Origin of the sequence: Microbacterium cremeum (assembly GCF_015277855.1) — a bacterium.
GTDB lineage: Bacteria > Actinomycetota > Actinomycetes > Actinomycetales > Microbacteriaceae > Microbacterium > Microbacterium cremeum.
Map to the genome: position 1 here is coordinate 1,249,010 of NZ_CP063812.1, position 26,868 is coordinate 1,275,877.

General features: G+C 71.0%; 27 protein-coding genes. 13 read left to right on the plus strand and 14 right to left on the minus strand.

Features of this window, described 5'->3' with window-relative positions; all coding sequences use genetic code 11:
- Positions 1–16: 16 nt before the first annotated feature.
- Positions 17–1,609, minus strand: a complete 1,593-nt coding sequence (locus IM778_RS05485) for an AMP-binding protein (RefSeq protein ID WP_194411047.1) — start codon at positions 1,607–1,609, stop codon at positions 17–19.
- Between the two features lie 198 nt (positions 1,610–1,807).
- On the minus strand, positions 1,808–2,893 hold the full coding sequence (locus IM778_RS05490) for a Glu/Leu/Phe/Val dehydrogenase family protein (RefSeq protein WP_194411048.1): 1,086 nt from the start codon (positions 2,891–2,893) through the stop codon (positions 1,808–1,810).
- A gap of 224 nt (positions 2,894–3,117) precedes the next feature.
- On the opposite strand from IM778_RS05490, the gene IM778_RS05495 reads away from it, so the two are divergent.
- Entirely contained in the window at positions 3,118–3,924 is an 807-nt protein-coding gene (locus IM778_RS05495) for a methyltransferase domain-containing protein (RefSeq protein ID WP_194411049.1), read from the plus strand.
- Between the two features lie 9 nt (positions 3,925–3,933).
- On the plus strand, positions 3,934–4,425 hold the full coding sequence (locus tag IM778_RS05500) for a YbaK/EbsC family protein (protein WP_194411050.1): 492 nt from the start codon (positions 3,934–3,936) through the stop codon (positions 4,423–4,425).
- A 99-nt stretch (positions 4,426–4,524) separates the two neighbouring features.
- On the opposite strand, the gene IM778_RS05505 is transcribed toward IM778_RS05500, so the two are convergent.
- Together IM778_RS05505 and IM778_RS05510 are read right to left on the minus strand one after the other, a co-directional pair.
- Positions 4,525–5,646, minus strand: a complete 1,122-nt coding sequence (locus IM778_RS05505; protein WP_194411051.1) for a baeRF11 domain-containing protein — start codon at positions 5,644–5,646, stop codon at positions 4,525–4,527.
- A gap of 62 nt (positions 5,647–5,708) precedes the next feature.
- Positions 5,709–6,530, minus strand: a complete 822-nt coding sequence (locus IM778_RS05510) for an IclR family transcriptional regulator (RefSeq protein ID WP_228484767.1) — start codon at positions 6,528–6,530, stop codon at positions 5,709–5,711.
- A gap of 61 nt (positions 6,531–6,591) precedes the next feature.
- Between IM778_RS05510 and hutH the strand changes: the two genes are divergently transcribed.
- Positions 6,592–8,154, plus strand: a complete 1,563-nt coding sequence (hutH, locus tag IM778_RS05515) for a histidine ammonia-lyase (RefSeq protein ID WP_194411053.1) — start codon at positions 6,592–6,594, stop codon at positions 8,152–8,154.
- Here hutH and IM778_RS05520 read toward each other — a convergent pair.
- Positions 8,151–8,807: an HD domain-containing protein gene (locus IM778_RS05520; RefSeq protein ID WP_194411054.1), complete on the minus strand. Its 657-nt coding sequence runs from the start codon at positions 8,805–8,807 to the stop codon at positions 8,151–8,153. The genes hutH and IM778_RS05520 overlap by 4 nt on opposite strands.
- 115 nt (positions 8,808–8,922) lie before the next feature.
- Between IM778_RS05520 and IM778_RS05525 the strand changes: the two genes are divergently transcribed.
- Positions 8,923–10,608, plus strand: coding sequence for a urocanate hydratase (locus tag IM778_RS05525; RefSeq protein WP_194411055.1), 1,686 nt, complete (start codon positions 8,923–8,925; stop codon positions 10,606–10,608).
- Positions 10,605–11,945 (plus strand): imidazolonepropionase, encoded by a 1,341-nt coding sequence (gene hutI, locus IM778_RS05535; RefSeq protein WP_228484768.1) that lies wholly within the window; start codon positions 10,605–10,607, stop codon positions 11,943–11,945. The genes IM778_RS05525 and hutI overlap by 4 nt, the downstream gene beginning before the upstream one ends.
- A gap of 38 nt (positions 11,946–11,983) precedes the next feature.
- On the opposite strand, the gene IM778_RS05540 is transcribed toward hutI, so the two are convergent.
- Genes IM778_RS05540 through IM778_RS05560 form a run of 5 tightly spaced genes read right to left on the minus strand, consistent with a single transcriptional unit; the run spans position 11,984 to position 15,642 of the window.
- A complete protein-coding gene (locus IM778_RS05540; RefSeq protein ID WP_194411056.1) occupies positions 11,984–12,472 on the minus strand; it encodes a SixA phosphatase family protein in 489 nt (162 codons plus the stop codon).
- Complete coding sequence (locus IM778_RS05545) at positions 12,469–13,392, minus strand: arginase family protein (protein ID WP_194411057.1); 924 nt, start codon at positions 13,390–13,392, stop codon at positions 12,469–12,471. Before IM778_RS05545 ends, IM778_RS05540 begins: the two co-directional genes overlap by 4 nt.
- A 21-nt stretch (positions 13,393–13,413) precedes the next feature.
- Entirely contained in the window at positions 13,414–13,773 is a 360-nt protein-coding gene (locus IM778_RS05550; RefSeq protein WP_194411058.1) for a gamma-glutamylcyclotransferase family protein, read from the minus strand.
- A gap of 18 nt (positions 13,774–13,791) precedes the next feature.
- Positions 13,792–15,063, minus strand: coding sequence for a DUF445 domain-containing protein (locus IM778_RS05555; protein ID WP_194411059.1), 1,272 nt, complete (start codon positions 15,061–15,063; stop codon positions 13,792–13,794).
- A 36-nt stretch (positions 15,064–15,099) separates the two neighbouring features.
- Positions 15,100–15,642, minus strand: coding sequence for a PadR family transcriptional regulator (locus IM778_RS05560; RefSeq protein WP_194411060.1), 543 nt, complete (start codon positions 15,640–15,642; stop codon positions 15,100–15,102).
- A gap of 50 nt (positions 15,643–15,692) precedes the next feature.
- Between IM778_RS05560 and IM778_RS05565 the strand changes: the two genes are divergently transcribed.
- On the plus strand, positions 15,693–16,826 hold the full coding sequence (locus IM778_RS05565) for a serine hydrolase domain-containing protein (RefSeq protein WP_194411061.1): 1,134 nt from the start codon (positions 15,693–15,695) through the stop codon (positions 16,824–16,826).
- A gap of 2 nt (positions 16,827–16,828) precedes the next feature.
- On the opposite strand, the gene IM778_RS05570 is transcribed toward IM778_RS05565, so the two are convergent.
- From IM778_RS05570 to IM778_RS05580, 3 genes are all read right to left on the minus strand, one after another.
- Positions 16,829–18,001 carry an acyl-CoA dehydrogenase family protein gene (locus IM778_RS05570; protein ID WP_194411062.1) on the minus strand — a complete coding sequence of 391 codons (1,173 nt, stop codon included), beginning with the start codon at positions 17,999–18,001 and terminating at the stop codon, positions 16,829–16,831.
- A 66-nt stretch (positions 18,002–18,067) separates the two neighbouring features.
- Positions 18,068–18,829, minus strand: a complete 762-nt coding sequence (locus IM778_RS05575) for an alpha/beta fold hydrolase (RefSeq protein WP_194411063.1) — start codon at positions 18,827–18,829, stop codon at positions 18,068–18,070.
- 30 nt (positions 18,830–18,859) lie between these two features.
- Positions 18,860–19,357 carry a MarR family winged helix-turn-helix transcriptional regulator gene (locus tag IM778_RS05580; RefSeq protein ID WP_194411064.1) on the minus strand — a complete coding sequence of 166 codons (498 nt, stop codon included), beginning with the start codon at positions 19,355–19,357 and terminating at the stop codon, positions 18,860–18,862.
- Positions 19,358–19,503: 146 nt separating this feature from the next.
- Between IM778_RS05580 and IM778_RS05585 the strand changes: the two genes are divergently transcribed.
- Both IM778_RS05585 and IM778_RS05590 read left to right on the plus strand, forming a co-directional pair.
- Positions 19,504–19,887, plus strand: a complete 384-nt coding sequence (locus IM778_RS05585; protein ID WP_228484769.1) for a DUF7882 family protein — start codon at positions 19,504–19,506, stop codon at positions 19,885–19,887.
- Positions 19,888–19,905: 18 nt separating this feature from the next.
- A complete protein-coding gene (locus IM778_RS05590) occupies positions 19,906–20,325 on the plus strand; it encodes a pilus assembly protein CpaE (RefSeq protein ID WP_194411065.1) in 420 nt (139 codons plus the stop codon).
- 13 nt (positions 20,326–20,338) lie between these two features.
- Here IM778_RS05590 and IM778_RS05595 read toward each other — a convergent pair whose 3' ends face one another.
- Complete coding sequence (locus IM778_RS05595) at positions 20,339–21,544, minus strand: MFS transporter (RefSeq protein WP_194411066.1); 1,206 nt, start codon at positions 21,542–21,544, stop codon at positions 20,339–20,341.
- Between the two features lie 359 nt (positions 21,545–21,903).
- Here IM778_RS05595 and nrdH point away from each other — a divergent pair, with 359 nt between their 5' ends.
- The 5 genes from nrdH (at position 21,904) to IM778_RS05620 (ending at position 26,863) form a co-directional block, all read left to right on the plus strand.
- Positions 21,904–22,137 carry a glutaredoxin-like protein NrdH gene (gene nrdH, locus IM778_RS05600; protein ID WP_194411741.1) on the plus strand — a complete coding sequence of 78 codons (234 nt, stop codon included), beginning with the start codon at positions 21,904–21,906 and terminating at the stop codon, positions 22,135–22,137.
- Between the two features lie 4 nt (positions 22,138–22,141).
- Positions 22,142–22,603, plus strand: coding sequence for a class Ib ribonucleoside-diphosphate reductase assembly flavoprotein NrdI (gene nrdI, locus IM778_RS05605; RefSeq protein WP_194411067.1), 462 nt, complete (start codon positions 22,142–22,144; stop codon positions 22,601–22,603).
- Positions 22,588–24,741 (plus strand): class 1b ribonucleoside-diphosphate reductase subunit alpha, encoded by a 2,154-nt coding sequence (gene nrdE, locus IM778_RS05610; protein WP_194411068.1) that lies wholly within the window; start codon positions 22,588–22,590, stop codon positions 24,739–24,741. Before nrdI ends, nrdE begins: the two co-directional genes overlap by 16 nt.
- Before the next feature lie 52 nt (positions 24,742–24,793).
- The gene (nrdF, locus tag IM778_RS05615; protein WP_194411069.1) at positions 24,794–25,768 is read left to right on the plus strand and encodes a class 1b ribonucleoside-diphosphate reductase subunit beta; all 975 of its coding nucleotides are present in this window, start codon (positions 24,794–24,796) and stop codon (positions 25,766–25,768) included.
- A gap of 252 nt (positions 25,769–26,020) precedes the next feature.
- Complete coding sequence (locus IM778_RS05620) at positions 26,021–26,863, plus strand: alpha/beta fold hydrolase (protein WP_194411070.1); 843 nt, start codon at positions 26,021–26,023, stop codon at positions 26,861–26,863.
- Positions 26,864–26,868 lie beyond the last annotated feature (5 nt).

Below are 26,868 nucleotides of genomic sequence, written 5' to 3' on the forward strand. Positions count from 1 at the left end.
CAGGGCCCGGCCCGGCTCAGACGGTCGCGGTCTCGCGCGCCCTGAGGTCCTTGCGCAGGATCTTGCCGGCGTTCGACTTCGGGATCGCCTCGATGAACTCCACGCGGCGCACCTTCTTGTGCGGCGCCACCTGTGACGCGACGAACCCCATGACCTCCTCCTCGGTGAGGTCGGAGCCCGGCGCCGGGACGACGAAGGCCTTGGGGATCTCCTGCTTGTCGTCGTCGAGCACGCCGATGACCGCGGCATCCATCACCTTCGCGTGCCCGAGCAGCAGCGCCTCGAGCTCTGCGGGCGCGATCTGGTAGCCCTTGTACTTGATGAGCTCCTTCACGCGATCGACGATCGAGAAGTAGCCGCCCTCGTGGTACACCGCGATGTCGCCGGTGTGCAGGAAGCCGTCGGCGTCGAGCGTCTCGGCCGTCGCCTCGGGCTTGTTGAGATACCCGAGCATGACGTTCGGCCCCTTCACCCAGAGCTCGCCCGGCTTCGTGATGCCGTCGGGACCGATCTCGGTGATCTCCTCACCCGTCTCGGTGTCGACGAGCCGGTTGATCGTGTTCGGGAGCATCGTGCCGACCGAGCTCACCGGGACGTCGTCGCGGTGCGACGGCATCGCGTGCGACACCGGGCTCAGCTCGCTCATGCCGTAGCCCTGCATCATGCGGGCGTTGATGCGGCGACCCGCGAGCTCCGCCGTTTCGCCGTCCAGCGGAGCGGCCCCCGAGAAGACCGTGTGCACGCTGGAGATGTCGAACTCGTCGACGATCGGGTGCTTCGCGAGAGCCACCGCGATCGGCGGCGCGATGTACAGGTAGGTGCACTGGAACTTCTGGATGTTCGTCAGGAACTCCACCAGGTCGAACTTCGGCATCGTGACCAGGCTCGCCCGCTGACGCAGCGCGAGGTTCAGCAGCACCGTCATGCCGTAGATGTGGAAGAACGGCAGCACTGCCAGCACGCGGTCGTCGCCGCTGAGGTCGATCGCGATACGGCACTGCGCGACGTTCGCCACGAGGTTGCGGTGCGAGAGCATGACGCCCTTGGGGATCCCGGTCGTTCCCGACGAGTACGGCAGCACGGCGACATGGGTCGCCGGGTCGAACGAGACCTCCGGCGCGGGCGCGCCCTCGGCGAGCAGCTCACGGAGGTTCGGATGCCCGGGCGCTCCGTCGAGCACGATGACGCGATCGTGCGGGATGCCGACGGCTTCGGCGGCGGCCGACGCCTGGGGGAGCAGCGGGCTCACCGTCGCCAGCCAGGTGGCACCGGCATCCCGCAGCTGCCTCTCGATCTCGCCGGCGGTGTAGAGCGAATTGATCGTCGTGACCGTGCCGCCCGCGCGCAGGATGCCGTGGAACACGGTCGCGAAGGCCGGAACGTTCGGGCAGAGCAGGCCCACGATCGTTCCCACGCCGACCCCGCGCGCCGCGAGCGCGCCCGCGAACGCGTCGACCTGGGCGCGCAGCGTGCCGTACGTCGTCTCGGCGCCCGTGGCGGGATCGATCAGTGCGACGCGGCCGAGCTCATCGTCGTCGAGACTGGCGAACAGGTCGTCGTAGATGCTGAGGGCCGGGATCTCGACATCGGGGTACGGGCTGGTGAACACCGGATCTCCTTCGATCTGTGCTGGCAGTGCCGCCGGGGGGATGACGCCGGCGCTCCCTCGTCGGAGCGCCGTGGCCCATCATGCCATCGGATCGGGTGAATCTGGTACGCAATCCCGCGATCTGTGGAACGCAGTTCCACGATGCTGGACGCAGAGCCGCCGGGACGCGCGGCATTCCGCGCGCCCCGGCGGCGCGGCTCAGACGGCGAGCGCCGGCTGGCGCCCGCCCGCCGCGAGGCGCTCGGCGGCGAGGCCTTCCGCTGCCTCGAGCGGAGTGACGCCCCGCGTCGCCGCCTCGTCGAACACGCGGCGCACCGTGTCGCCGATGTGGGCGACGCGCTCCATGATCTCGCCGCGCGTGCCGAGCTTCTTGGCCTCGAGGTCGAGGTAGATCACGCCGCCGGCGTTGACGACGAAGTCAGGGGCGTACAGCACGCCGCGTCGTGCCAGGCGCTCGGCGCCGCTGCGATCGGCCAGCGGGTTGTTGGCCGGACCGCACACGGCTTTCGCGTCCAGCGCGTCGATGACCTGGTCGGTGAGCAGGCCGCCGATGCCGGCGGGCACGAACACGTCGGCGGGCACGAGGTGCTCCTCGCCGGGCGGGCACCAGGCCGCGCCGAGCTCGGTCGCGAGGTCGCGCTTGGCGGGGTCGACGTCGGTGACCGTGAGCTGCGCGCCCTCCGCCGAGAGGCGCACGGCGAGGCGGCTGCCGACCTGGCCGAGACCCGAGATCGTGATGCGGCGCCCTTCGACGTCGGGCGAGCCCGTCACCCGCTCGAGCGTCGCGCGCAGCGACTCGTACACGCCGAGGCTCGTCGGGCCGGCCGGCTCGCCCGACCCGCCGACGGCGTCGGGGAGGCCGACGACGTGCTCGGTGCGCTCGCTGACCACGAGCATGTCGTCGGTCGTCGAGCCGACGTCCTCCGCGGTGCGGTACAGGCCGTGGAGCGACTCGACCGCGTCGCCGAGATCGAGGAAGGCGGCGCGGCGACGCTCCGGGTCGAGGGTCGTCCCCGGCGGGAGGGCGATGACGGACTTGCCGCCGCCGGCGTCGAGCCCGGCCGCGGCGTTCTTGAGCGTCATCGCGGCCGACAGGCGCAGGGCGTCCCCGAGCGCGTCGCTCCAGTGCGAGTAGGTCCACAGGCGGGCGCCGCCGAGAGCGGAGCCGAGCACGGACGAGTGCAGTGCCACGGTGAGGAAGAGGCCGCTGCGTCGCCCCTGGATCACCTCCACGCGCTCGTGCGTGAAATCGGGCAGGGGCAGGGAGGGTGTTGCGTGCGTCATCGCGGGTCTTCCTTCGGCGGGCCTCGTGGGCAGTGCGCTGCAGACGCCGCGGCGTTGCGGCATCCGTCTCTATTGCACACCCCCGCGGCGGATTGTTCAACCGCCTCGCGGACGGCTGCGCAGATTGCGCGCTCGTGAAGGGGGCGTGAAGCAACCTGCCGTCCAGTCCGCCTGACGGCAGGTCGGACAGCGAGCAGCGCGTTCCTGCGCGGTACTGTCGACGGATGCCGGACGCCTACACCCACGGACACCACGAGAGCGTGCTGCGATCGCACCGCTGGCGCACCGCCGAGAACTCCGCCGCCTACCTCCTGCCGCACCTGAGGCCGGGGACGTCGGTGCTCGACGTCGGCAGCGGGCCGGGCACGATCACCGCCGACCTCGCGCAGCGCGTCGCGCCCGGCCGTGTGGTGGGGACGGATGCCTCGGCCGACGTGGTCGCGCAGGCCGCCGCGCAGCACGTCGCGGCGAACCTCGCGTTCGAGGTGGGCGATGCCTACCACCTGTCGTACGGCGACGGCGAGTTCGACGTCGTGCACGCGCACCAGGTGCTGCAGCACGTCGAGCGCCCCGCCGACATGCTGCGGGAGCTCGGCCGGGTGGCGGGCCCAGACGGGCTCGTGGCGGCGCGCGACGTCGACTATCCCGGCGTGATCTGGTATCCGCTCATCCCGGCCCTGGACGAATGGCTCGCGCTGTACCTCGTGACGCACCGCAGCGTCGCCGGCGAACCGGCGGCGGGACGCCGGCTCAAGGCATGGGCGCGGGAGGCCGGGCTGTCCGGCATCCGCGCGACCGCGTCGCTGTGGCTGTTCGAGGACGAGGCCGACCGCGCGTGGTGGGGCGGCATGTGGGCCGACCGCGTGCTGCAGTCCGCCTTCGCCGACGCCGCACGCGCGACCGGCGCCGACGACGCCCTCCTGCACCGCATCTCGCAGGGATGGCGCGAGTGGGCCGCCGCCGACGACGGCTGGCTGCTGTTGCCGCACGGCGAGATCCTCGCGCACGGCACCACCGGCTCGCGGTCCTAGGCTGGCGTCGTGACCGAAACGCCTGCCCCCGCCCAGCTTCCCGCGCGCAGCCGTCTCGTCCACGACTCCCTGCGCGCCGCGGGGATTGCGGGCGACATCGTGCTGCTGCCGGATGCCGCCTCCACCGCGCCCCTGGCTGCCGCCGCCCTCGGGGTCGAGGTGGGCGCGATCGCGAACAGCCTCGTGTTCTGGAGCGACGGCGAGGCTCTCCTCGTCATGACCAGCGGAGCCCACCGCGTCGACACCGGCGCGCTCGCCGATCGCCTCGGGCGCACGAGCATCACGCGCGCGACACCCGAGCAGGTGCGAGAGGCGACCGGACAGGCGATCGGCGGCGTCGCGCCGACCGGCCACCCCGCGCCGCTCACCACCATCGTCGACGAGGACCTCGCCCGTCACCCCGAGATCTGGGCGGCGGGCGGCACGCCGCACACCGTCTTCCCGCTGACCTTCGACGAGCTCGTGCGCCTCACCGGCGGCACCGTCGCGAAGGTCGACTGAGCCGGCGCGGGCCCGCGATCAGGGTGCCGACAGGATCTCGCGGCACGTGATCGCCGCGGCGGCCGGTGCTGTGCCGACCCGGCGCCCGTCCGCGCCGGATCAGCGAGACATCGGCACCTCGAACCGCAAGGTGGCCGCGAGCGGCGACCCGTCGAGGAGATCCCCGTTCCGAACGGCGCGGACGCGCCCGCCGGTGCGCAGCACGCGTGCGGCGATCTCGTCCACGAGCGGCGGAGCGTCCGGCGCACCGCGGTCGAGGATGTTGCCGAACTCGTCGATCCGCCCGGTGACGTCGGACTCCAGGTCGAAGCGCAGCTCGTCGACGGCAGCCGACGCCGCAGCTGCCGCGACCTCGCTGAGCCGCGTGGTGGCGCGGTGCTGGGCGCGGAGGGTGCCGAAGTCCTCCTTCCACGCCGCCGTCTCGTCGGCGCGCAGGAGATCCAGCGCCTCGCGCGCGAGCCGCTCGACATCGCGGTCGTCGAGCGACTCGGGGTGCGCCTCGACGCCGTCCTCGAGCAGCTCGGGATGCGTGTTCACCGCCCGGTAGGCGGGGGCGAGCTCGGTGGTCGCGGCGAGCAGGAGCGGCACGTGCCCGGGCACGATGCGCACGACCTCGTCCTGGACGGTGCGGCAGAACCGCGCCCGCTCCACCCGGTCGCCGGTCGCCCCGCGAGCGCGGTCGCGATCGGCGTCGCCGTCGTTGCCGGCGTGGCGGAGCATGAGCTCGTGGTCGTCCGGCAGATCGAGCGGGTGCTCGAGCGGCCCGTGATCGGGGCCGACCTCGGTCAGACGCGCGAGCCGCTCGGACAGCTGCAGCACGAAGATGCGCCAGGGGTAGGCGATCGTGCGCAGCAGCCGGGACGTGTCGAACCGGTCGCCGACCACGACCTTGTCGCCGACGCGGTCGGCGAGCCGGAACGCGTGGACGCGTCCCGGCGAGGCGAACACCACCAGGGACCTGGACTGGTGCGCCCAGAAGTCGTCGTCCTGGAGCAGCGACATCAGCCGCGCCTCGACCGCCTGCGCCGCGCCGTGGGGGAGGTCGTCTCGCTGCGCGATGCGCCGGCGGGCGTCGTCGATCGCGTCGCGCAGCGCGAGGCGCACGCGCTCGTGGTCCTGCGGCAGCGGCGACGACGCGAGGGCGATCGTCACGCTCGGGACGGCGCGATGGTCCATGAGATCGAGGACCTGGGCATCGTCGGGGATGTCTGCGGGGAGCATGCAGCGACGCTAACCAGATCGCCGGCGGGAGCGGAGGGGGTTGCGGGCGGCCGTCGCGGAAGCTAGTGCGCAGCGCGCTGCCGGCCGGCACGCCCGATCCTGCGCTCCAGCTCGGCCGCCGAGGCGGCGGCCGTGGCGGCCAGCTCGCCGGCGCGCGCCTCGATCTCAGGGCTCTCGTCGCCGGGCGACACGGGCCAGGTGATCGCGATCGCCGCGGCAGGCCACCCGGCGTGATCGCGCACGGCCACGCCGATCGAGCGCATGCCGAGCGTCACCTCGCCGTCCTCGGTCGCGTAGCCCCGCGATCGGGCCTGCTGCAGAAGCTCGCGCAGTTCGGCGGGGCGTCGCGGACCGCGCCCGGTGCGATCGGCGAACGCCGCGGCATCGGGGAACAGCGCCCGCACCTGCTCGCGCGGCAGTGCCGCGAGCATCGCGCGGCCGGTCGCCGTCAGGTGCGCCGGCAGTCGCACCCCGACGTCGGTGACCAGCGCCGGGCGGCGCGCCGCCCGCTCCTCGACGATGTAGAGCACGTCGCGGCCGTGCATGACGGCGAGGTGCGCGCTCTCGCGCGTGCGGTCGACGAGGTCGGCGAGCACCGGGCGCCCGAGCCGCGCGAGCGGCTCCTGTCTGGCATAGCCGCCCGCGAGCTCGAACGCGGCGATGCCCAGGCCCCAGCGACGCTCTTCGGGAAGGTGCACGACGAACTGGTGATGCTGCAGCGCCGCGAGCAGGTGGTACACGCTCGACCGCGGGATGCCCAGCCCCGTCGCGATCGTGCGTGCGGGGACCGGACCGCGCTGGCGGGCGAGGAACGACAGGATGCGCAGCGTCTGATCCGCCGCGGGCACCTGAGGGCGACCATCGGTCGCGAAATCGTCTGGCATGACAGACACAGGATGCCACGCCTCGGTGTCGTGCGGCAGCCCGGCGGTGTGGAATCGAGGCATGAACCCTGCGCCCGAGATCCCCGGCACCGTCGTCACGGTCGGCGCCGCACCGCTGCGGCCGGCGGACGTCGTCGCGGTCGCCCGCCACGACGCGCGAGTGGAGATCGCGCCGGAGGCACTGGAACGCGTCGCCACGGCGCGCTCGCTCGTCGAGGGACTCGCCGGTGACGCCGTGCCCCACTACGGCATCTCGACCGGCTTCGGCGCGCTCGCGACGACGTTCATCGCACCCGAGCGCCGCCTGCAGCTGCAGGCCAGCCTCATCCGCTCCCACGCCGCCGGGACCGGCGCCGAGGTCGAGCGCGAGGTGGTGCGGGCCCTCATGCTGCTGCGGCTCCAGACGCTCGCGACCGGGCACACCGGCGTGCGCCCCGTCGTCGTCGAGACCTACGCGGCGATGCTCAACTCGGGCATCACCCCGATCGTGCGCGAGTACGGCTCGCTCGGCTGCTCGGGCGACCTCGCGCCGCTGTCGCACGTGGCGCTCGCCGCGATGGGCGAGGGGCGCGTTCGAAACGCGACCGGCGAGGAGGTCGACGCGGCCGACGCGCTGGCTGCCGGCGGGATCACGCCGCTCGTGCTGCGCGAGAAGGAGGGACTCGCCCTCATCAACGGCACCGACGGGATGCTCGGGATGCTGCTTCTCGCGATCCACGACCTCTCCCTGCTCCTCGACACCGCCGACGTCGCCGCCGCCATGTCGGTCGAGTCCCAGCTCGGCACCGACGCCGTGTTCGCCGCCGACCTGCAGGCGCTGCGCCCGCAGGCCGGCCAGGCCGCCTCGGCGGCGAATCTGCGCGCCGTGCTCGCGGACTCGCCCATCGTCGCGTCGCACCGCGACCCCGCCGTGTGCACGCGCGTGCAGGACGCGTACTCGCTGCGCTGCTCGCCGCAGGTGCACGGCGCAGCGCGCGACACCGTCGACCACGCGCGCCTCATCGCGTCGCGCGAGCTCGCCGCGGCCGTCGACAACCCCGTCATCACCGACGACGGCCGGGTCGAGTCCAACGGCAACTTCCACGGGGCGCCCGTCGCCTACGTGCTCGACTTCCTCGCGATCGCGGTGGCCGACGTCGCCTCGATCTCGGAGCGCCGCACCGACCGCGCCCTCGACCCCGCGCGCAGCCACGGGCTGCCGCCGTTCCTCGCGCACGAGGTGGGCGTGGACTCGGGACTCATGATCGCGCAGTACGCGGCGGCGGGGATCGTCTCGGAGCTCAAGCGGCTGGCTGTTCCGGCATCCGTCGACTCCATCCCGTCGTCGGCCATGCAGGAGGACCACGTCTCGATGGGGTGGGCCGCCGCACGCAAGCTGCGCCGCGCGATCGACGGGCTCGCCCGCGTCCTCGCGATCGAGGTGCTGACGGGAGCGCGCGCGCTCGACCTGCGCGCGCCGCTGCAGCCGGGGCCCGCGACGGGGGCCGTGCGCGGGCTCGTGCGGGACGCCGGTGTGGGCGGCCCCGGTCCCGACCGCTTCCTGTCGCCCGACATGGAGGCCGTCGCCGGGCTGGTCCGCTCCGGCGCCGTCGCGCAGGCGGCGTACTCGGCGACCGCGCGTTAGGACGAGCCCGCGCCGCGTCGCTCCTCGAGCCGCCGGGCCGCGCGCAGCCACGGGACCGACGCGTCCGGGCGGGCGGCGACGCCGCGCGCCAGGCCGTCGCAGCGCACCACGACGGCCCAGTCCTCGAGCGAGGTGCCCGCGCCGTGCAGCCGGTCCCGGAGCCTGCGGACCGCCCTCGCGCTCGGCTCGCCGGTGACGGAGGCGTGGGCCATGTGCGTCGCGGTGATCTCGCCGACCGCGCGCGTGAGCGCGCCGGGAAGCCCGAGGCGCCGGCCCAGCGCGCGCACGATCTCGCTGCCGCGCTCGGCGTGACCGTACGAGGTGATCCGCCCGTCCCGTCGTCGCGTCGTGTCGGGCTTGCCGATGTCGTGCCAGAGCGCCGCGAGCACGAGCCGCTCGCGGTCGCCGGGCGCGGCATCCGTCTGCATCGCATGCTCCGCGGCGAGATCGGCGGCCCACAGCGAGTGCACCAGCACATCCCCCTCGGGGTGCCACGACGGGTCCTGCGGCGTGCGGGCGAGCGCGGCGAGCTCGGGGATCTCGTCGATGAGCCCCTCGGCCCGCAGCGCCGCGGAGGGCACCGCGTGCTCGCGCAGCACCGCCCGCAGGACGCGCCCTCGCTCGGCATCGGTGCGGGGTGCGCCGGCGGTCATGGTCCCATTGCACCAAGTCGCGGCGGGGCGGGGCAAGGGCCGCCTGTCTGCGATGCCAGACACCACCACGGCGAAGCCGGTTGTCGCGCCGCGCCCACGTGTGTGGAATCGACTCATGACCACGATCGACACCGACACGGCCGCCGCCCGGGCCTCCGTCCGGGCGCCGCGCGGCGCGGAGCGCACGGCCAAGAGCTGGGGCGCCGAAGCCGCCAAGCGCATGCTGATGAACAACCTCGACCCCGAGGTCGCCGAGCATCCGGAGGACCTCGTCGTGTACGGCGGCACCGGCCGCGCCGCCCGCAGCTGGGCGGCGTATGACGCGATCGTCCGCACGCTCGACGAGCTCGAGCCCGACGAGACCCTGCTCGTGCAGTCGGGCAAGCCGGTCGGCGTCTTCCGCACCCACGAGTGGGCGCCGCGCGTGCTCATCGCGAACTCGAACCTCGTAGGGGACTGGGCGACGTGGCCGGAGTTCCGCCGGCTCGAACAGCTCGGCCTCACGATGTACGGCCAGATGACCGCGGGGTCGTGGATCTACATCGGCACGCAGGGCATCCTGCAGGGCACGTACGAGACGTTCGCGGCGGTCGCGCGGTCTCTCGGACGAGAGGACCTGACGGGGACGCTGACGCTGACCGGCGGATGCGGCGGCATGGGCGGCGCGCAGCCGCTGGCCGTCACCCTCAACGGGGGAGCGGTGCTGATCGTCGACGTCGACGAGTCCCGGCTCGCCCGCCGCGTCGACCACGGCTACCTCGACGAGTACACGACCGACCTCGACGCGGCCGTCGCCCGTGTCGCGGCGGCGAAGCAGGCCGGCGAAGCGCTCTCGGTCGGCGTCGTCGGCAACGCCGCCGAGGTGTTCCCCGAGCTGCTGCGCCGGCACCGGAACGGCGAGCTCGCCGTCGACATCGTGACCGACCAGACCAGCGCGCACGACCCCCTCGCCTATCTGCCGCTCGGCGTGGCGTTCGAGGAGTGGAAGGCCGAGGCATCCGCCGATCCCGAAGGATTCACCGGTCGCGCTCGCGAGTCGATGGCCGCGCACGTGGCCGCGATGGTCGGATTCCAGGATGCCGGAGCCGAGGTCTTCGACTACGGCAACTCGATCCGCGCCGAGGCGCAGCTGGGCGGCTTCGACCGCGCGTTCGCGTTCCCGGGCTTCGTGCCTGCCTACATCCGCCCGCAGTTCGCCGAGGGGCGCGGGCCGTTCCGGTGGGTGGCCCTGTCGGGCGACCCCGAAGACATCCGCAAGACCGACCGCGCCGTCATGGAGCTGTTCCCCGACAACGCCGGGCTCGTGCGGTGGCTGCAGAAGGCCGGGGACGCCGTGCACTTCGAGGGACTGCCGGCGCGCATCTGCTGGCTCGGCTACAAGGAGCGCCATCTCGCGGGCCTGAAGTTCAACGAGATGGTCGCGTCGGGCGAGCTCTCGGGACCGATCGTCATCGGCCGCGACCACCTCGACGCCGGCTCGGTCGCCTCGCCGTACCGCGAGACCGAGGCGATGGCCGACGGCTCCGACGCGATCGCCGACTGGCCGCTGCTGAACGCCCTGCTGAACACGGCCTCGGGCGCGGCGTGGGTGTCGATCCACCACGGCGGCGGGGTCGGCATCGGCCGCAGCATCCATGCCGGGCAGGTGACCGTCGCCGACGGGACGCCGCTGGCCGCCGAGAAGCTCGAGCGCGTGCTCACCAACGACCCCGGCACCGGGGTCATGCGGCACGTCGACGCGGGCTACGAGCGGGCCGAGGAGGTCGCGCGCGAGCGCGGCCTCAAGGTGCCGATGCTGTGAGTGCAACGCTCATCACGAACATCGGCGAGCTGACGACCAACGTCGGCCGCGACGGCGACGCGTACGGCACGCTGCACGATGCGGCGGTGCTGATCGAGGGCGACCGCATCGCCTGGGTCGGCCCGGCCCGCGGTCTCGGCACCGGCGCGGGCCTCGGCCTCGGCCCGGGGTTCGGCCGCGGGCTCGGCCCGGGGTCCGCCCCCGACCCCGACGGCGACCCCGACCCCGACCCCGACCCCGACCCCGACCGCGAGAGTGCAGCTGGTGGACGAGGGGTAGGCAACCTCCCTACCTCTCGTCCGGGAGATGCACTCTCGCGGGGGGTGGAGGTCGTGGACGCCGGCGGACGGGCCGTGATCCCGGGGTTCGTCGACAGCCACACCCACCTCGTGTTCGGCGGAGACCGTGCCGACGAGTTCGAGGCGCGCATGACCGGCACGCCGTATGCGGCGGGCGGCATACAGCGCACGGTCGCGGCCACCCGTGCCGCCACCGATGAGCAGCTGCGGGCGCGGCTGCGCGACTTCGTGGCCGAGCTGCACGCCCAGGGCACCACGACGTTCGAGGTCAAGACCGGGTACGGGCTCACCGTCGCAGACGAGGAGCGGCTCGCGCGACTGGCGGCCGAGGTGACGCCCGAGGTGACGTTCCTCGGCGCGCATGTGGTGCCGGCCGAGTACGCCGAGCGGCGCGACGAGTACGTCGACCTGGTGTGCGACGAGATGCTCCGGGCCGCCGCGCCCCACGCCCGGTGGATCGACGTCTTCTGCGAACGCGGCGCCTTCACTCCGGAGGAGTCCCGGCGCGTCCTCGCCGCGGGCGCCGCGCACGGCCTCGCGCCGCGCGTGCACGGCAACCAGCTCGGGCACGGCGAAGGGGTGCGCATCGCGGTCGCGATGGACGCGGCATCCGTCGACCACTGCACGTATCTCGACGACGACGACGTCGCCGCTCTCGCCGGGTCGGGCACGGTCGCGACCCTGCTGCCGGGCGTCGAGTTCTCGACGCGGCAGCCCTATCCCGACGCGCGGCGGCTCATCGACGCCGGGGTCACGGTCGCCCTCGCGAGCGACTGCAACCCCGGATCGAGCTTCACCAGCTCGATGCCGCTCATGATCGCGCTCGCCGTGCGCGAGATGGGCATGACGCCCGCCGAGGCGGTGTGGGCGGCCACCGCGGGAGGCGCCCGCGCGCTGCGCCGTTCCGACATCGGTGCGGTCGCGCCCGGCATGCGCGCCGACCTCGTGCTGCTCGACGCGCCGACGCGCGTGCATCTCGCGTACCGACCGGGGGTGCCGCTCGTGCGCGACGTGTGGGTCGCCGGCCGACGCCTCTGACCCCGCGCTGAGCTCGCTCCGCGGGGCGGCACGCGGGCTCAGCGCGGGGTGTCGAGCGTCCAGTCGTCGGGGTCGAGCACGGTCGCGACGTCCCAGTCGTCGACCTCCCACGTGAACCTCGCGACGGCGCACGTCGGCATATGGCCGATGCCGTCGTCCGAGAGGTGCGCGGCCAGGACGCTCATGCCCGGGTCGTGCGCGACGACGAGGACCGAGGGCCGACGCGTGGCCGCCGCGGCGGCGAGGAGCGCGCGCGCAGGCGCGCCGTAGAGACCGGGGTCCGTCGAGACGCGCACGCCGAGCTCGGACGCGAACGCCTCGGCCGTGGTCCGCGCCCGCACGGCCGTGCTCGACAGGAGCGCGTCGGGGCGGAACCCCGTCTCGGCGAGCCGCCGCGCCATGCGCGGCGCGTCGCGGCGGCCGCGGTCGTTCAGCGGCCGGTCGTGGTCGTCGAGCACGGGTTCGCCATCTTCGCGTACGGCATTCCAGTCCGACTTCGCGTGCCGCACCAGCACGAGCGTGATCATCGCGCGACCGCCTTCCCGGCCAGCAGCTCGAGCACGCACAGCGCCGCCAGGCGCACGGTGCGCGCGTCGGCGGCATCCGCCGTCGCGTCGACCTCGACGATGTCGGCGCTGTGCACGCGCGGGTCGGATGCCGCAGCCCGCACCAGAGCGCGCAACTCCCACGCCTGCAGGCCCCCGGGAACCGACGCCGGGCACCCCGGCGCGACCGACCGGTCGCACACGTCGACGTCGATGTCGAGGTGGATCGCGCCGCCGCCCGCTCCGGCGATCTCGAGAGCCTCGGCGACCACGTCGGCGGCGCCGCGGCGGCGCACGTCGTCGAGCGTGACGACCGTGATGCCGAGGTCGGCGGCGCGCCGCGCGTACGCGACCGAGTTCGCGAAGTCGGCGATCCCCAGCTGCACGATCCGCGCCGGGTCGAGGCCGTCCTCGACGAGCCGGCGCACCGGGGAGCCGTTGGACACCCCGTCGCGCAGATCGAAGTGCGCGTCGATCGTGATGAGTCCGGTCGCGGCGGCGCCCTGCGCCATCGCGTACGTGATCGAGTTGTCGCCGCCGAGCCCGATCACGAGTTCGGCACGTTCGCGCAGGGCTGCGACGGCGGCGCGGACGGATGCCTCGCCCGCCGGTCCGTCGGGCTCGTCGAGGTCGCCCGCGTCGACGATGTGCAGCGCCTCGTCCAGGTCGACCGGGGGCGGGCCGAGCAGCGCCGGGCTGTAACGGCGCAGCGCCTCGCGCACGGCGGCGGGGGTGGCGTGGGCCCCGGTGGGCGACAGCGACGTGCGGAACGCGGGGATGCCGAGGATCGCGGCCGCCGGACGGCGTGCCTGCGACCCGGACGTGCCGGGATCGTCCCGGGCTTCGTCGAGGGCGGGCCAGGATCCGGCGCGCGGCCAGAGAGGGTCGTGGGCAAGCGTCACGGCTTCGACGCTACCCGTCCGTCAGTCGGAGACGTAGACCCACGCGGTGCGGCCGCTGGCGAGCACGACCGACGTGCGCCGGTATAGCGTCACCTCGTACTCGTCCGCGGCATCGAGCTCGTCCTCGGTGACGCGCAGCACGCGTCCGACGACCTTGTCGAGCGGGTTCCCGGTCTCGCGCACGACGGGATGGACCGACAGTCCCGACAGATCCACGACGCGCTGGTCCTCGATCTCGGCGTAGTCGACGGTATACCCGGGGAGGACGTCGTCGTCGCCGTCGAGCAGGCGCCCGAAAGTGTCGAGCTGGACTTCGGGCCGTTGCAGCGTGCCGTAGCTGAACAGCAGGTGGTCAGGTGGTGCGGGCGGATCGGCGCTCACGCGATCAGAGTAGCGGGATCAGCCGAGCAGCGCGTGGGCGATGGAGTAGATCGCCAGGCCCGCGAGGGCTCCGACGATCGTGCCGTTGAGGCGGATGTACTGCAGGTCGCGGCCGACCATGAGCTCGATCTTCTCCGTCGTCTCGGCGGGATCCCACCGCTCGACGGTGTCGGTGATGATCGAGGCGATGTCGCGCCGGTAGCGGTCGACGAGGAACACCGCGGCGTCGGTCACCCACGAGTCGACGCGACGCTGCAGTGCGGCATCCGTCGTCAGGCGCTCGCCGATCTCGGCGAGAGCCTGCGCGCCGCGCCGGCGCAGGCCGCTGGCGGGATCGGCGAGCGACCGCAGCAGCCCGGACTTCGCGGTGTTCCACGCCGCCGCGGCGAGCTCGCGCACGCGCGGGCTGTCGAACACGACGTGCTTGGCGTCTTCGAAGCGCCCGATCGTCGTGGGGTCGTGCTGCAGGTTGTCGGCGAGGCGGTCGAGGTACCCGTCGACGGCGAGTCGTGCCGGGTGCACGGGGTCGGCGCGCACCGCGGCGACGAACTTCACGGCCTCGTTGTAGACGGTGTCGTCGACGAGCCGCTGCGCGACCGACGGCACCCACGACGGCAGCCGGCGCGAGACGAGGCCGGTGAACGCGGCGTGGTTGGCGTCGAGCCACGCCGCGATGGTCTCCAGCGCCATGTCGACGGCACCGTGGTGCGCGCCCGACTCGACGATGCGGGCGAGCCACTCGCCGAGCGGCGGTCCCCACTCGGGGGCGATCAGGTGCTCGCGTGCGAGGTCTTCGATGACGTCCTGCACGTCGTCGTCGCTGAGCGCGCCGAGCACGTTGGCGGCCATGACGGATGCCTCAGCCGCGACCCGCTCGGCATGAGCGGGTGTGCGCAGCCATTCGCCGAGGCGCGCGGCGACCGCGGTCGCCTCGAGCTTGGCGCGCACGACGTCGCCGCGCAGGAACTCGGTCTCGACGAACTCGCCGAGGTTGCGCCCGATCTCGTCCTTGCGGTTCGGGATGATCGCGGTGTGGGGGATGGGGATGCCGAGCGGATGCCGGAACAGCGCCGTCACCGCGAACCAGTCCGCGAGCGCGCCGACCATGCCGCCTTCGGCCGCCGCCCGCACGTACGCCAGCGCGGGCACCTCCTGCTGGAACGGGAACGAGACGGCGAACAGGGCGGCCATGAACAGCAGCGCCCCGAGCGCCACGCCCTTCATCACCCGCAGTCCGCGCCGGCGCTCCTGGTCGGCGACGCTCAGCAGGTGTCCCGGGGTCCGCGCCATGCGGTCATCCTCGCACGCTCGGAGGGGATGGCGGCTTCAGTGCGAGGTCGCGCCGACGCGGTCGGCGAGCTCGTCGCACCAGTCGAGCGCGAGCCGATTCGAGCGGATGCCGTAATCCAGCGTTGCACGCTGGAAGACGAACACGTCTGCGAACTCGAGAGGGACCTCCGAGGCGTCCACGCTCTGGGCGACGCCCACGAGCTCGGCGAGGTCGGCGGAGACGCGTGCGCGCACCGCGTCGATGACGCTCCGCTTCTCGTCGTCGTCGCTGAGCAGGCCGAGGAAGAAGATCCGTGCGAGCGCGGCGGTCTCGACGTCACCGCCGGTGATCGGCGACAGCATCCACTCGCGCCACGCCTGCCGCCCGGCATCCGTCACCGTGTACGGCTTGCTGCCGCGCGCGTCCGCGCTGTCGCCGACGATGACCAGACCGTGGTCGGCGAGCTGGCGCAGAGCGCGCTGGATGCTCCCGAAGCTCGCGCTGTAGAAGAGCGAGACGCCCTGCTGGAACTGCCGCTGGACGGCGTAGAGCGACAGCGGGCCGTGCAGGATCAGCAGCCCGAGGATGACCTGTTGCACCGTGCCTCCCGAAGGGATATACCTTGAAGATATATCTAAGGGGTATATCTGTGAGTGATGTCTCGACCGATCCTGTCATGCGCGTGACCGAGCCCGCGCGCCTCGCGACGAAGATGGTGCGCGTGCTCGCGCGCGTCGACCGCGCGCGAGCCCGCCGCGGGCTGCCGGCGGCGCAGGTGCTCGTCCAGGCTCCGGGGTTCGAGTTCGCCTCGGGTGAGCGGAGCCGGCGGTTCCACGCCGCGAGCGTCTCGAAGTCGATGACCGCGACCCTCGCGTTCGGGCTGGCCGAGCGAGGCGACCTCGACCTCGACGCACCGATCACCCGTCTGCTGCCGGAGGCCGACTGGCGCGGACTGTTCGTCCGGGACGGCCACGACCACGCCGCTCAGGTGACGACCAGGCATCTGCTCACGCACACCAGCGGCGCGGCAGACTACTTCGGGGGACGCGTCACCGGCGGCCCGTCCTTCTCGCGACTGCTCGAGACGGAGCCCGACCGGCTCTGGACGCCGGCCGACCTGCTCGCCTTCAGTCGCGACCGCCAGCGGCCGGTCGCCCGGGTCGGTGCGCGATTCTCGTACTCCGACACCGGATACGTGCTGCTCGCGCGCGTGGTCGAAGAGACCGGCGGCCACCCGCTCGGCGTGCAGCTGCACGAGCGGATCTTCCGCCCGGCGGGCATGGCCGACTCGTGCCTGCTCTTTCACACGCTCCCCGGCGGCGCGGCATCGACCGCACCGAATCCGGCGGCGGACCTCGACATCGCGCCGGTGTTCCTCGCGCGGAACGAGCTCAGCCGGTCCCGGAGTCTCAGCTGCGACTGGGGCGGCGGGGGAGTCGTCACCACCGTCGACGACCTGGCGCGGTTCTGGAGCGCGTGGAGCGCCGGACGCCTGGGAGGCGAGGCCTCGCGCGCGGCGATGGCGCAGACCACGCACCGGTTCCGTCCCGGCATCCGGTACGGCGCGGGGCTCATGCGGCTGCACTACGACGGGTTCTCGCCGTTCCTTCGTGGCCTGCCGCGCGCGGTCGGGCATCTCGGCGTCACCGGTGCCCACGCGTTCACGGTGCCCGAGCTCGGCATCCGTCTGGTTCTGAACTTCCACGCGACCAGCGAGATGGTCCGCAGCTTCCGAGCGCACATCGAGCTCGTGCGGATGCTCGCGACCGAACTGCGGGCGTGAGGCTACGGCTCGAGCGGTCCGAGCCACGCGGTCGCGACCGTCGAGTGCGCCGACTCCGGATCGGACGGGTGGAACAGGCCCGCGAGCACGTCGCGATACAGGCGGCTCAGCTCGTTCGCCGCGAAGTACGACGACCCTCCCGCGACGAGCACCGCGTCGTCGACGATCGTCTTGGCCGCCGTGACCGCCCGGTGCTTGACACCCGCGAGCAGCGAGAACCAGCGCGCGCCGTGATCGGTCAGCCCGTCGACATCGCGCGCGAGGGCATCGATCTGCGGTGGGAGCGCATCGTAGGCGAGCGCCATGCCGGCGATGCGCCAGCGGATGTCGGGGTCCTGGCTGTACGGCTTGCCGGTCTTCTTCGACGTGCGCGTGCCGGCCGCGGCGACCGCGAGATCGAGCCCACGGCGGGCGATGCCGGTGTACACCGACGCCAGGAGCAGCTCGAACACGCTGAAGATGCCGAACACGAGGGGGTCGGGGTTCGGTCCCGGCGCAAGGCGCCGCACCACGCGGTCTGCCGGTGCGACGGCGCCGTGAAGCTCGGTCGTGCGCGACTGCGTGCCGCGCATGCCGAGCGTGTCCCAGTCGTCACGCACCGCGATGCGCCCCGCCTGCACCTCGGACCGCGGCACGAACGCGTAGACCATCTGCGGCGCGTCCGCCGATGAGGTATCGAGGCCATGCAGGCCCAGCTGCGTCCAGACCGGCGCGAGCGAGGTGAAGATCTTCGTGCCGGTGAACGCGTAGCCGCCGTCCGGCAGCGGCGCGGCATCCGTCCCGCTCCCGAACAGCACGAGGTCGTTGCCCGCCTCGCTGATGCCGAACGCGAACACCTCGCCGGCGGCGGCGCCTTCCTGCACGAACCGCAGCGCGTCGATGTCCCGGTCGGCGAGCACCTTCGCCACGCCCGTCCAGACCAGGTGCATGTTGATCGCGAGGGCCGTCGCCGGCGCCGCGCCCGCGAGACGCTGCTGGAGGACGGATGCCTCGGCCAGGCCCAGCCCTGAGCCGCCGAGCTCGCGCGGCACCAGGATCGCCAGGTAGCCGGCATCCTTCAGGTCTGCCAGGTCGTCGTCCGGGAACGTGTTCTCGCGGTCGTGGATCGCCGCTCGCTCGCGGAACCGTTCGAGCAGGTCATCGGGCAGCAGGTCGCGCGCATCGAAGGGGGCCACTCCGCCATTCTTGCGCCCTACGCGCGAACACGTCGCGGTCGCGGGCGGATCGCGCCCGCGGGGGCCTCAGCCGAGAGTGCGAAGGAGGGCCGAGATCGTCGCGTCCGGAGCGTCCCGGTGCGGCGAATGACCCGCCCCTTCGACGATCGACATCGTGAACACGTGATTGCGGGCCACCACGTGCTCGGCGGGCTTGCCGGCGAAGATCGAGTACACCGACGGGTCGGAGGCGATCACGTGCGTGGGCACCTGCACGCGCAGCGCGGCGTCGCTGACATCCCACGTGTGGTTCTGGGCGCTGGTCTGCTCGACCGCCCAGCGGCTCGCCTGCTGCGCCGCGAGCGCCTTGAGCTCGACATCCTGCTCGTGCCACCCGGGGTGCTCCGCGCGCACCGCGTCCTGGCTCGGGTCGGCGAACGAGCGGGTCTGGCTGTCGCGCACGATCGTGCGGTCGCGGTCGGTGAGCGCGATTGCCGGGTCGATGAGCACGAGCCGGCGCGTCCAAGACGGATCGTCCGCGACGGACAGAACGGATGCCGCGCCTCCGAGCGAGTGACCCACGACGAGGTCCCAGGGCTCGGCGACTGCGCCCGGGCGAGTCTCGGCCAGATCGGCCGCGTAGGCGGCGAGCGTGTAGTCGAGCGTGCGCGGAGCCGTGCCGTGCCCGCGCAGGTCCACCGCATCCGCGCGCCACCCGGCCTCGGCGAGCGCGACGCCGTACCGCCACATGAGCGCGCCGTTCGAGCCGAGCCCGTGGACGAGGAGCGCGCGACGGGAGGCGGTGGCGGACCCCCATGTCAGGCGGGGGAGGACGACGGGGGCAGGCACGGCTCCCAGCCTAGGGCGGCTCCGGAACCGCTACGCGAACCTGTCGAGCTCTTCGGCGATGCGGCGCACGACGTCGGCGGCGCACTCGGCCTCGTGCTCGGGAAGGCTGTCGATGACCGCCACGATCGCGGAGTGGTGCGGCTCGAAGGAGTCGTCGACGCGCTGGACGGCGGCATCCGTCGCCACGGTGTAGTGGGCGCGCCGGTCGGTGGGATGCTGCACGCGTGCGACGTAGCCGCGCGCGGCGAGCCGGTCGACCACGTTGGTGACGGTCGCGCTCGACGTGTTGAGCATGACGATGAGGTCCTTCGGCCCGATGTCGCGCCCGTCGCGGCGCCCCTGGACGAGATAGCGCAGCGCCGTGAGGTCCATGCTCGAGAGCTCGGAGGAGCGCTGCGCCTGTTCCATCTGGTTCCGCTCGGCGCGCCACAGATGAAGGATCGCCTCGCTCAGCCGGCGACCGCCATCGGTCTTCGGCTGTTCGGCGTAGAGATGTTCGCTTTCGTTGCGCACGACGGTCAGTGGCATGGGTTACCTCCGCGAAGCTCGTTCGATCGAGGATAATACACCGCGGCTTTTGACAGTCACTGTATTTCTAATCAACTAAATTAGATGTACAGTTATCTAGAAACGTACTGTACGAGATATCGTGCGGCACCGGGGAAGGAAAGGACATGGCGCATCTCTACTATGGAAGCGAGACGGGGCCGGCCGAGATTCCGGACCGGATCCTCGCTCACGTGAAGGTCGTCGCGACGACCAAGCTCCGTCGCGGCGAGAGTTTTCTCCTCACCTGGCGGCACTGCGACGGCTCAGCTCCTGGGCGCACGTCCATCTGGATGCAGCCGTCGATCCCGCTGCGATTCGTCTTCGCGAACCCCGATCCCGAGCAGCTCGATCCGGAGTACCTGCAGCAGCTCGCGAACCAGGCGAACTCCAGCGGCGGCATCGTGCTCGAATGGGACGACCACACCGCCGAGGCGGACGAGCGCGAGCTCGAGCCCGTCCGGGTGGCGGCGGTCGCGCGCAGCGAGGCAGGAGAGCTCGTCGCGGCGTAGCGGTCTCACAATGGAGACATGATCTCGACCGAACTGGCGATCGCCCTGCGGGATGCCGGCCTCGTCTGGCATCCGCGCTCGGGCGACCGCTTCCAGTTGGACGAGCCGGAGTTCGAGGCCGACGTCTTCACCGTGAGCGAGATGACGATCGAGCCCCGCGAGTATCCGACGGGCAAGCTGCTCGCCTTCAACGGCACGACCGAGTGGGCGCTGGACTCCGTCGCTCTCGAAGACGCGCTGTGGCTCCCGCACGAGCACCAGCTGCGGGAACTGCTGCGCGGGGCTTTCCGGGCGCTGCGGCGTCTGCCCGACACGCACGAGGTCGAGATCGCCCTGCGGCGCGGCCCCGGCCCCGAGGAGTCGCTCGTCTTCGAGCACCCCGAGCCGGCGGACGCCTACGCGCTGGCCGTGCTGGAGATGCTGCGTCGCATCGCGTGACGCGATCCTGCGACTAGCCGATGGTCTGGACGGGCTCGGTGTCGGGGATCGGGCTCGCGTCGCGATCGCGCAGGTCGGGGAAGCCCCGGACGAAGACGATCGCGACCGCGAGCCCCGCGGCGGCGAAGGCCGCCGCGGCCACGTACGCACCCGTGGGGCCGATGTCGTCGATCAGGAAGCCGGCGACCGCGGACCCGGCGGCCGCGCCGATGAGCTGTCCGGTCGCGACCCAGCCGAACGCCTCGGCCGTGTCGCTGAACTTCACGCTCGCCGACGTCATCGCGAACATGACCGCCAGGGCGGGGGCGATGCCGATCCCCGCCAGCACGAGCGTGCCTCCGAGCCACCAGACATCGAGCGAGACGATCGTGAGGCTCAGGCCCACGGTCACGATGGCCAGGCGCCGCGCCATCGCCCACGGGCCGATCGGGATGTGCCCGGACGACAGGCCGCCGGCCAGGCTGCCCACCGCGAACAGCGCCAGCACGATGCCGGCCTCGAGTCCGCCGTGGTCGAAGGTCGCGACGACGCCGGCCTCCACGGCGGCGCAGGCGCCGATGAGCAGGAACCCGACCACCGTGGCGAGCAGCACGGCGGGCTTGGTGAGCACCTTGCCGATGCTGCGCCGGCTGCGGGGGATGCGCACGCGCCCCACCTCGGGGGAGAGGATGAACCACGCGCCGCCGCCGAGCAGGATCGCGACGATCAGCAGGAGCGCCGGCACGGTGCCCGCCTGGGTCGCGACGAACGTGATCAGCACCGGCGCGATGATCCAGATGATCTCCTGCAGCGACGCGTCGAGCGAGAACAGCGGAGTCAGCTGGCGCGACGTCACCATCTTCGGATAGATCGTCCGCACCGCCGACTGCACCGGCGGCGTCGAGAGGCCGCCGAGGAGGCCCAGTGCCATGTAGCCGGGCAGCGGCAGGGGCAGCAGGGCGATGGCCGTCAGTGACGCCGCGCACACCAGCAGGGTGAGCGTCAGCACCCGGCGCATGCCCCACCGGCCCATCCAGCGGCTGGTCACCGGTCCCGCGATCGCCTGCCCGATCGAGGTGGCGGCCAGGACCAGACCCGCGGCGCCGTACGAGCCGGTCACCGCCTCGATGTGCAGCAGGATCGCGAGGCTCGTCATGCCGTTCGGGAAACGCGCCGTCAGCTGTGCCGCGATGATGCGGGCGACCCCGGGAGTGCGGAGGAGATCGCGGTAGCCGGCCACCACACAACGCTACTGCCTGGCACTTGCGGGGCGACACGCCGCGACACGCCGTGGGCGTCCTCCACAGGCGGATCCGATGTCGGACCCCCGATCTAGCTTCGAGGCTGTGGACGGATGTGGCCGCGGCATCCGAATCCCGTGTGATCCAGGCGTTTTCCAGCCTTCGCCGACTGTGGATGAATCGGTGGAGAACCTGTGTTGTAGATGGGGAGAACGGTGGAAAATCACACGGATGTAACTACTACCCCTTGTGGTGCTATCGAATGTCGGTACCCATATGTAGTATTGGACTCCCGGTGGGGGGCCCGCTGGAGAAACATCCGGAAGTGACCGGACGAAGTGAGGGAGACGGAATCGAGATGGCGATCACGGTCTACACGAAGCCGGCATGCGTGCAGTGCACGGCGACCTATCGAGCACTCGACTCGAAGGGGATCGAATACGAAATCCACGACCTCTCGGAGGACCCGTCGGCCCTCGAGCAGGTGAAGGCGCTGGGCTACCTTCAGGCGCCGGTCGTCATCACCGATGAAGGCCACTGGTCGGGCTTCCGTCCCGACAAGATCGACGAGCTCGCCGCACGGCTCGCGTGACGCCATGGCAACCGCGATCGCGCAGCGAGACGCGGTTGCCGGGCGAGCGACCGCGACGCCTCTCCTGGTCTACTTCTCGAGCGTCTCGGGCAACACCGCGCGCTTCGTCGAGAAGCTCGGAGCCCGAGCGGTCCGGATCCCGCTGCACTCCTCTGAACCGGCGCTCCTGGTCGAAGAGCCTTACGTCCTGATCACCCCGACCTACGGCGGAGGCCAGGGCCGAGGTCATGAGAAGGGTGCGGTTCCCAAGCAGGTCGTCCGGTTTCTCAACGATGAGCGCAACCGGCGCCTCATCCGCGGAGTGATCTCTGCGGGGAACACCAACTTCGGCGACGCCTTCTGCCTCGCCGGCGACATCATCAGCCGCAAGTGCAACGTGCCGCACTTGTACCGGCTCGAAGTATTCGGCACGCCAGAAGATGTGGAACGCGTGAACGCGGGATTGGAACGATGGTGGGAACTCTGACCGAGGCCGACTTCAAGACGGAGGCGCGCTTCGAGGGCATGGACTATCACGCCCTCAACGCGATGCTCAACCTGTACGACGCGAACGGCAAGATCCAGTTCGACGCCGACAAGCGCGCGGCGCGGGAGTACTTCCTGCAGCACGTGAACCAGAACACGGTGTTCTTCCACTCCCTCAAGGAGCGGCTGGACTACCTGGTCGAGAAGGAGTACTACGAGCCGGAGGTGCTCGCGAAGTACTCGTTCGAGTTCATCCAGCAGCTCAACGACTTCGCGTACGGCAAGAAGTTCCGCTTCGAGACCTTCCTCGGCGCGTTCAAGTACTACACGAGCTACACGCTGAAGACCTTCGACGGCAAGCGCTACCTCGAGCGGTTCGAGGACCGCGTCGTCATGACCGCGCTGGCGCTCGCCGACGGCGACGAGGCGCTCGCGACGTCGCTGGTCGACGAGATCATCTCGGGCCGCTTCCAGCCCGCGACGCCGACCTTCCTCAACGCGGGGAAGGCGCAGCGCGGCGAGCTCGTCTCGTGCTTCCTGCTGCGCATCGAAGACAACATGGAGTCGATCTCGCGCGGCATCAACTCGTCGCTGCAACTGTCCAAGCGCGGCGGCGGCGTGGCGCTGCTGCTGTCGAACATCCGCGAGTCGGGCGCCCCGATCAAGCAGATCGAGAACCAGTCCTCCGGCATCATCCCCGTGATGAAGCTCCTCGAAGACTCCTTCTCGTACGCCAACCAGCTGGGCGCGCGTCAGGGCGCCGGCGCGGTGTACCTGTCGGCGCACCACCCCGACATCATGCGGTTCCTCGACACCAAGCGCGAGAACGCCGACGAGAAGATCCGCATCAAGACGCTGTCGCTCGGGGTCGTCATCCCCGACATCACGTTCGAGCTCGCCAAGAACGACGAGGACATGTACCTGTTCTCGCCGTACGACGTGCAGCGCGTGTACGGCGTGCCGTTCGGTGACATCTCGGTGAGCGAGAAGTACCGCGAGATGGTCGACGATCCGCGCATCAAGAAGACCAAGATCAACGCGCGGGAGTTCTTCCAGACCCTCGCCGAGATCCAGTTCGAGTCGGGCTACCCGTACATCATGTTCGAAGACACGGTGAACCGCGCCAACCCGATCAAGGGCCGGATCAACATGTCGAACCTGTGCAGCGAGATCCTGCAGGTGAACACGCCGACGACGTTCAACGAGGACCTCTCGTACGACCAGATCGGCAAGGACATCTCGTGCAACCTCGGCTCGCTCAACATCGCCCTGGCGATGGACGGCGGCGACCTGGCCCGCACGGTCGACACCAGCATCCGTGCGCTCACGGCCGTCAGCGACCAGAGCCACATCCGCTCGGTGCGCTCGATCGAGGACGGCAACGACCGCTCTCACGCGATCGGCCTCGGCCAGATGAACCTGCACGGTTACCTTGCCCGTGAGCACGTGTACTACGGCTCGGAAGAGGGCGTCGACTTCACGAACATCTACTTCTACTCGGTGCTGTTCCACGCGCTGAGCGCGTCGAACAAGATCGCGATCGAGCGCGGCGAGGTCTTCGACGGCTTCTGGGACTCGAAGTACGCCAGCGGCGAGTTCTTCGACAAGTACATCGAGCAGGAGTGGGCACCGGCGACCGACAAGGTCAAGGAGATGTTCGCGGGGCACCACATCCCCACGCAGGACGACTGGCGCCGGCTGAAGGCGTCGATCCAGCAGCACGGCATCTACAACCAGAACCTGCAGGCGGTGCCCCCGACCGGCTCGATCTCGTACATCAACAACTCGACGTCGTCGATCCACCCGATCGCGGCGAAGATCGAGATCCGCAAGGAAGGCAAGCTCGGTCGCGTCTACTACCCGGCGGCGTTCATGACGAACGACAACCTGGAGTACTACCAGGACGCGTACGAGATCGGCTACGAGAAGGTCATCGACACGTACGCCGCCGCGACCCAGCATGTCGACCAGGGTCTGTCGCTGACGCTCTTCTTCAAGGACACCGCCACCACCCGCGACATCAACAAGGCGCAGATCTACGCATGGCGCAAGGGCATCAAGACGATCTACTACATCCGCCTGCGTCAGATGGCACTCGAAGGAACGGACATGTCCGAGTGCGTCTCCTGCACGCTGTGACCATCGGTCGTTGAGCGAGCGCAGCGAGACGAAACGCGAAGAAAGAGAAATCATGAGCGAGAAGCTCCAGCTCCTGGATCACGTCCAGGCCATCAACTGGAACCGCATCCAGGACGACAAGGACCTCGAGGTGTGGAACCGCCTCGTGAACAACTTCTGGCTGCCCGAGAAGGTGCCGCTGTCGAACGACATCCAGTCGTGGAACACGCTCACCCCCGAGGAGCAGACCCTCACGATGCGGGTCTTCACCGGCCTGACGCTGCTGGACACCATCCAGGGCACCGTCGGCGCGGTGTCGCTGATCCCGGACGCGATCACGCCGCATGAGGAAGCCGTCTACACGAACATCGCGTTCATGGAGTCGGTGCACGCGAAGTCGTACTCGTCGATCTTCTCGACGCTGTGCTCGACGAAGGAGATCGACGAGGCGTTCCGCTGGTCGGTCGAGAACGAGAACCTTCAGAAGAAGGCTCGCATCGTCATGGAGTACTACCGCGGCGACGAGCCCCTCAAGCGCAAGGTCGCCTCGACGCTGCTCGAGTCGTTCCTGTTCTACTCGGGGTTCTACCTGCCGATGCATTGGTCGAGCCGGGCGAAGCTGACCAACACGGCCGACCTCATCCGCCTCATCATCCGCGACGAGGCCGTGCACGGGTACTACATCGGCTACAAGTTCCAGCGCGGACTCGAAACCGTCGACCAGGCCACGCGCGACGACATCAAGGACTACACGTTCTCGCTGCTGTACGAGCTCTACGACAACGAGGTTCAGTACACGCAGGACCTCTACGACGGCGTCGGCCTCACCGAGGACGTCAAGAAGTTCCTGCACTACAACGCCAACAAGGCGCTCATGAACCTGGGCTACGAGGCGATGTTCCCCGCAACGGTCACCGACGTGAATCCCGCGATCCTCTCGGCTCTGTCGCCGAACGCCGATGAGAACCACGACTTCTTCTCGGGGTCGGGCTCGTCGTACGTCATCGGCAAGGCCGAGGCCACCGAAGACGACGACTGGGACTTCTAGGAATCTCAGATCGACCGATGGTTCGACCAATCGGCGTGTCGTGACGCCGATGCCGTCGACGCGGCCGTCTCGCGTTGGTACCGTCATCACGGGTGTCCCCAGCACCCGCGGACGCGGTGTCCCCAACGCCGCTCCACGCCGCGGAGCTCGCTCGCCTTGGGGGAGTGCGATATTCGCGGCGGTCGGGTCTCGGTGTCCCCAGCGCCGAGGCCCGGCCCTTCCGACGTCTCGACCCCCGAGGGAACGACCGACATGACGAAGACGGCATCCGGGTACGTGACCGTCGGCGATCTGCGCATGTACTTCGAGACCCACGGTGACGAGCGCGCCGACAAGGCTCCGCTGCTGCTCCTGCATGGCGGCCTCTTCGACATCGACCAGCAGTTCGGCCCGTTGCTTCCGGGCCTGTCGGCGGGGCGCCGTGTCGTGGCCGTCGATCTCCAGGGGCACGGGCGCACGAACGACATCGACCGGCCGTTCTCCGCCGCCGCCTTCGCCACCGATGTGCTGGCCGTACTCGATCATCTCGGGATCGAACGGGCTGACGTCTTCGGCTTCAGCATCGGCGGCTCCGTCGCGCTCGAGCTCGGCATCCGTCATCGCGAACGCGTGAACAGGCTGGTCGTGTCGTCGGTGTCGTTCCGTGCCGACGGCATGCGCGGGAGTGACAACGCCGAGGCGGTCGGCGCGATGACGGTCGACATGATCGCGGGGACGCCGATGGAGCAGGCGTACCTGGCGAAGTCGCCGCACCCCGACCTCGAGCACCTGCAGGGTCTGCTCGACCGGCTCGGAGCCTCGTACGCCGGCGGGTTCCCGGACTGGGCCGACGACGACATCCGCGGGATCGCGGCGCCGACCCTCCTCACGGTCGGCGACGCCGACATGGTGCGTCTCGAGCATGCCGTGGAGTTCCTGCGCCTGCGCGGCGGCGACGTCAACGGCGACTTCGACGGGGTGCCCGCCTCGCAGCTGGCGGTGTTCCCCGGCACGAGTCACTTCTTCGGACTGGCGCGCACCGACCTCGTCCTCGACGTCGTGCTGCCGTTCCTCGACGGCGGAACCGCATCCGGCGGGGGCGACGCGAACGCGTGAGCGTC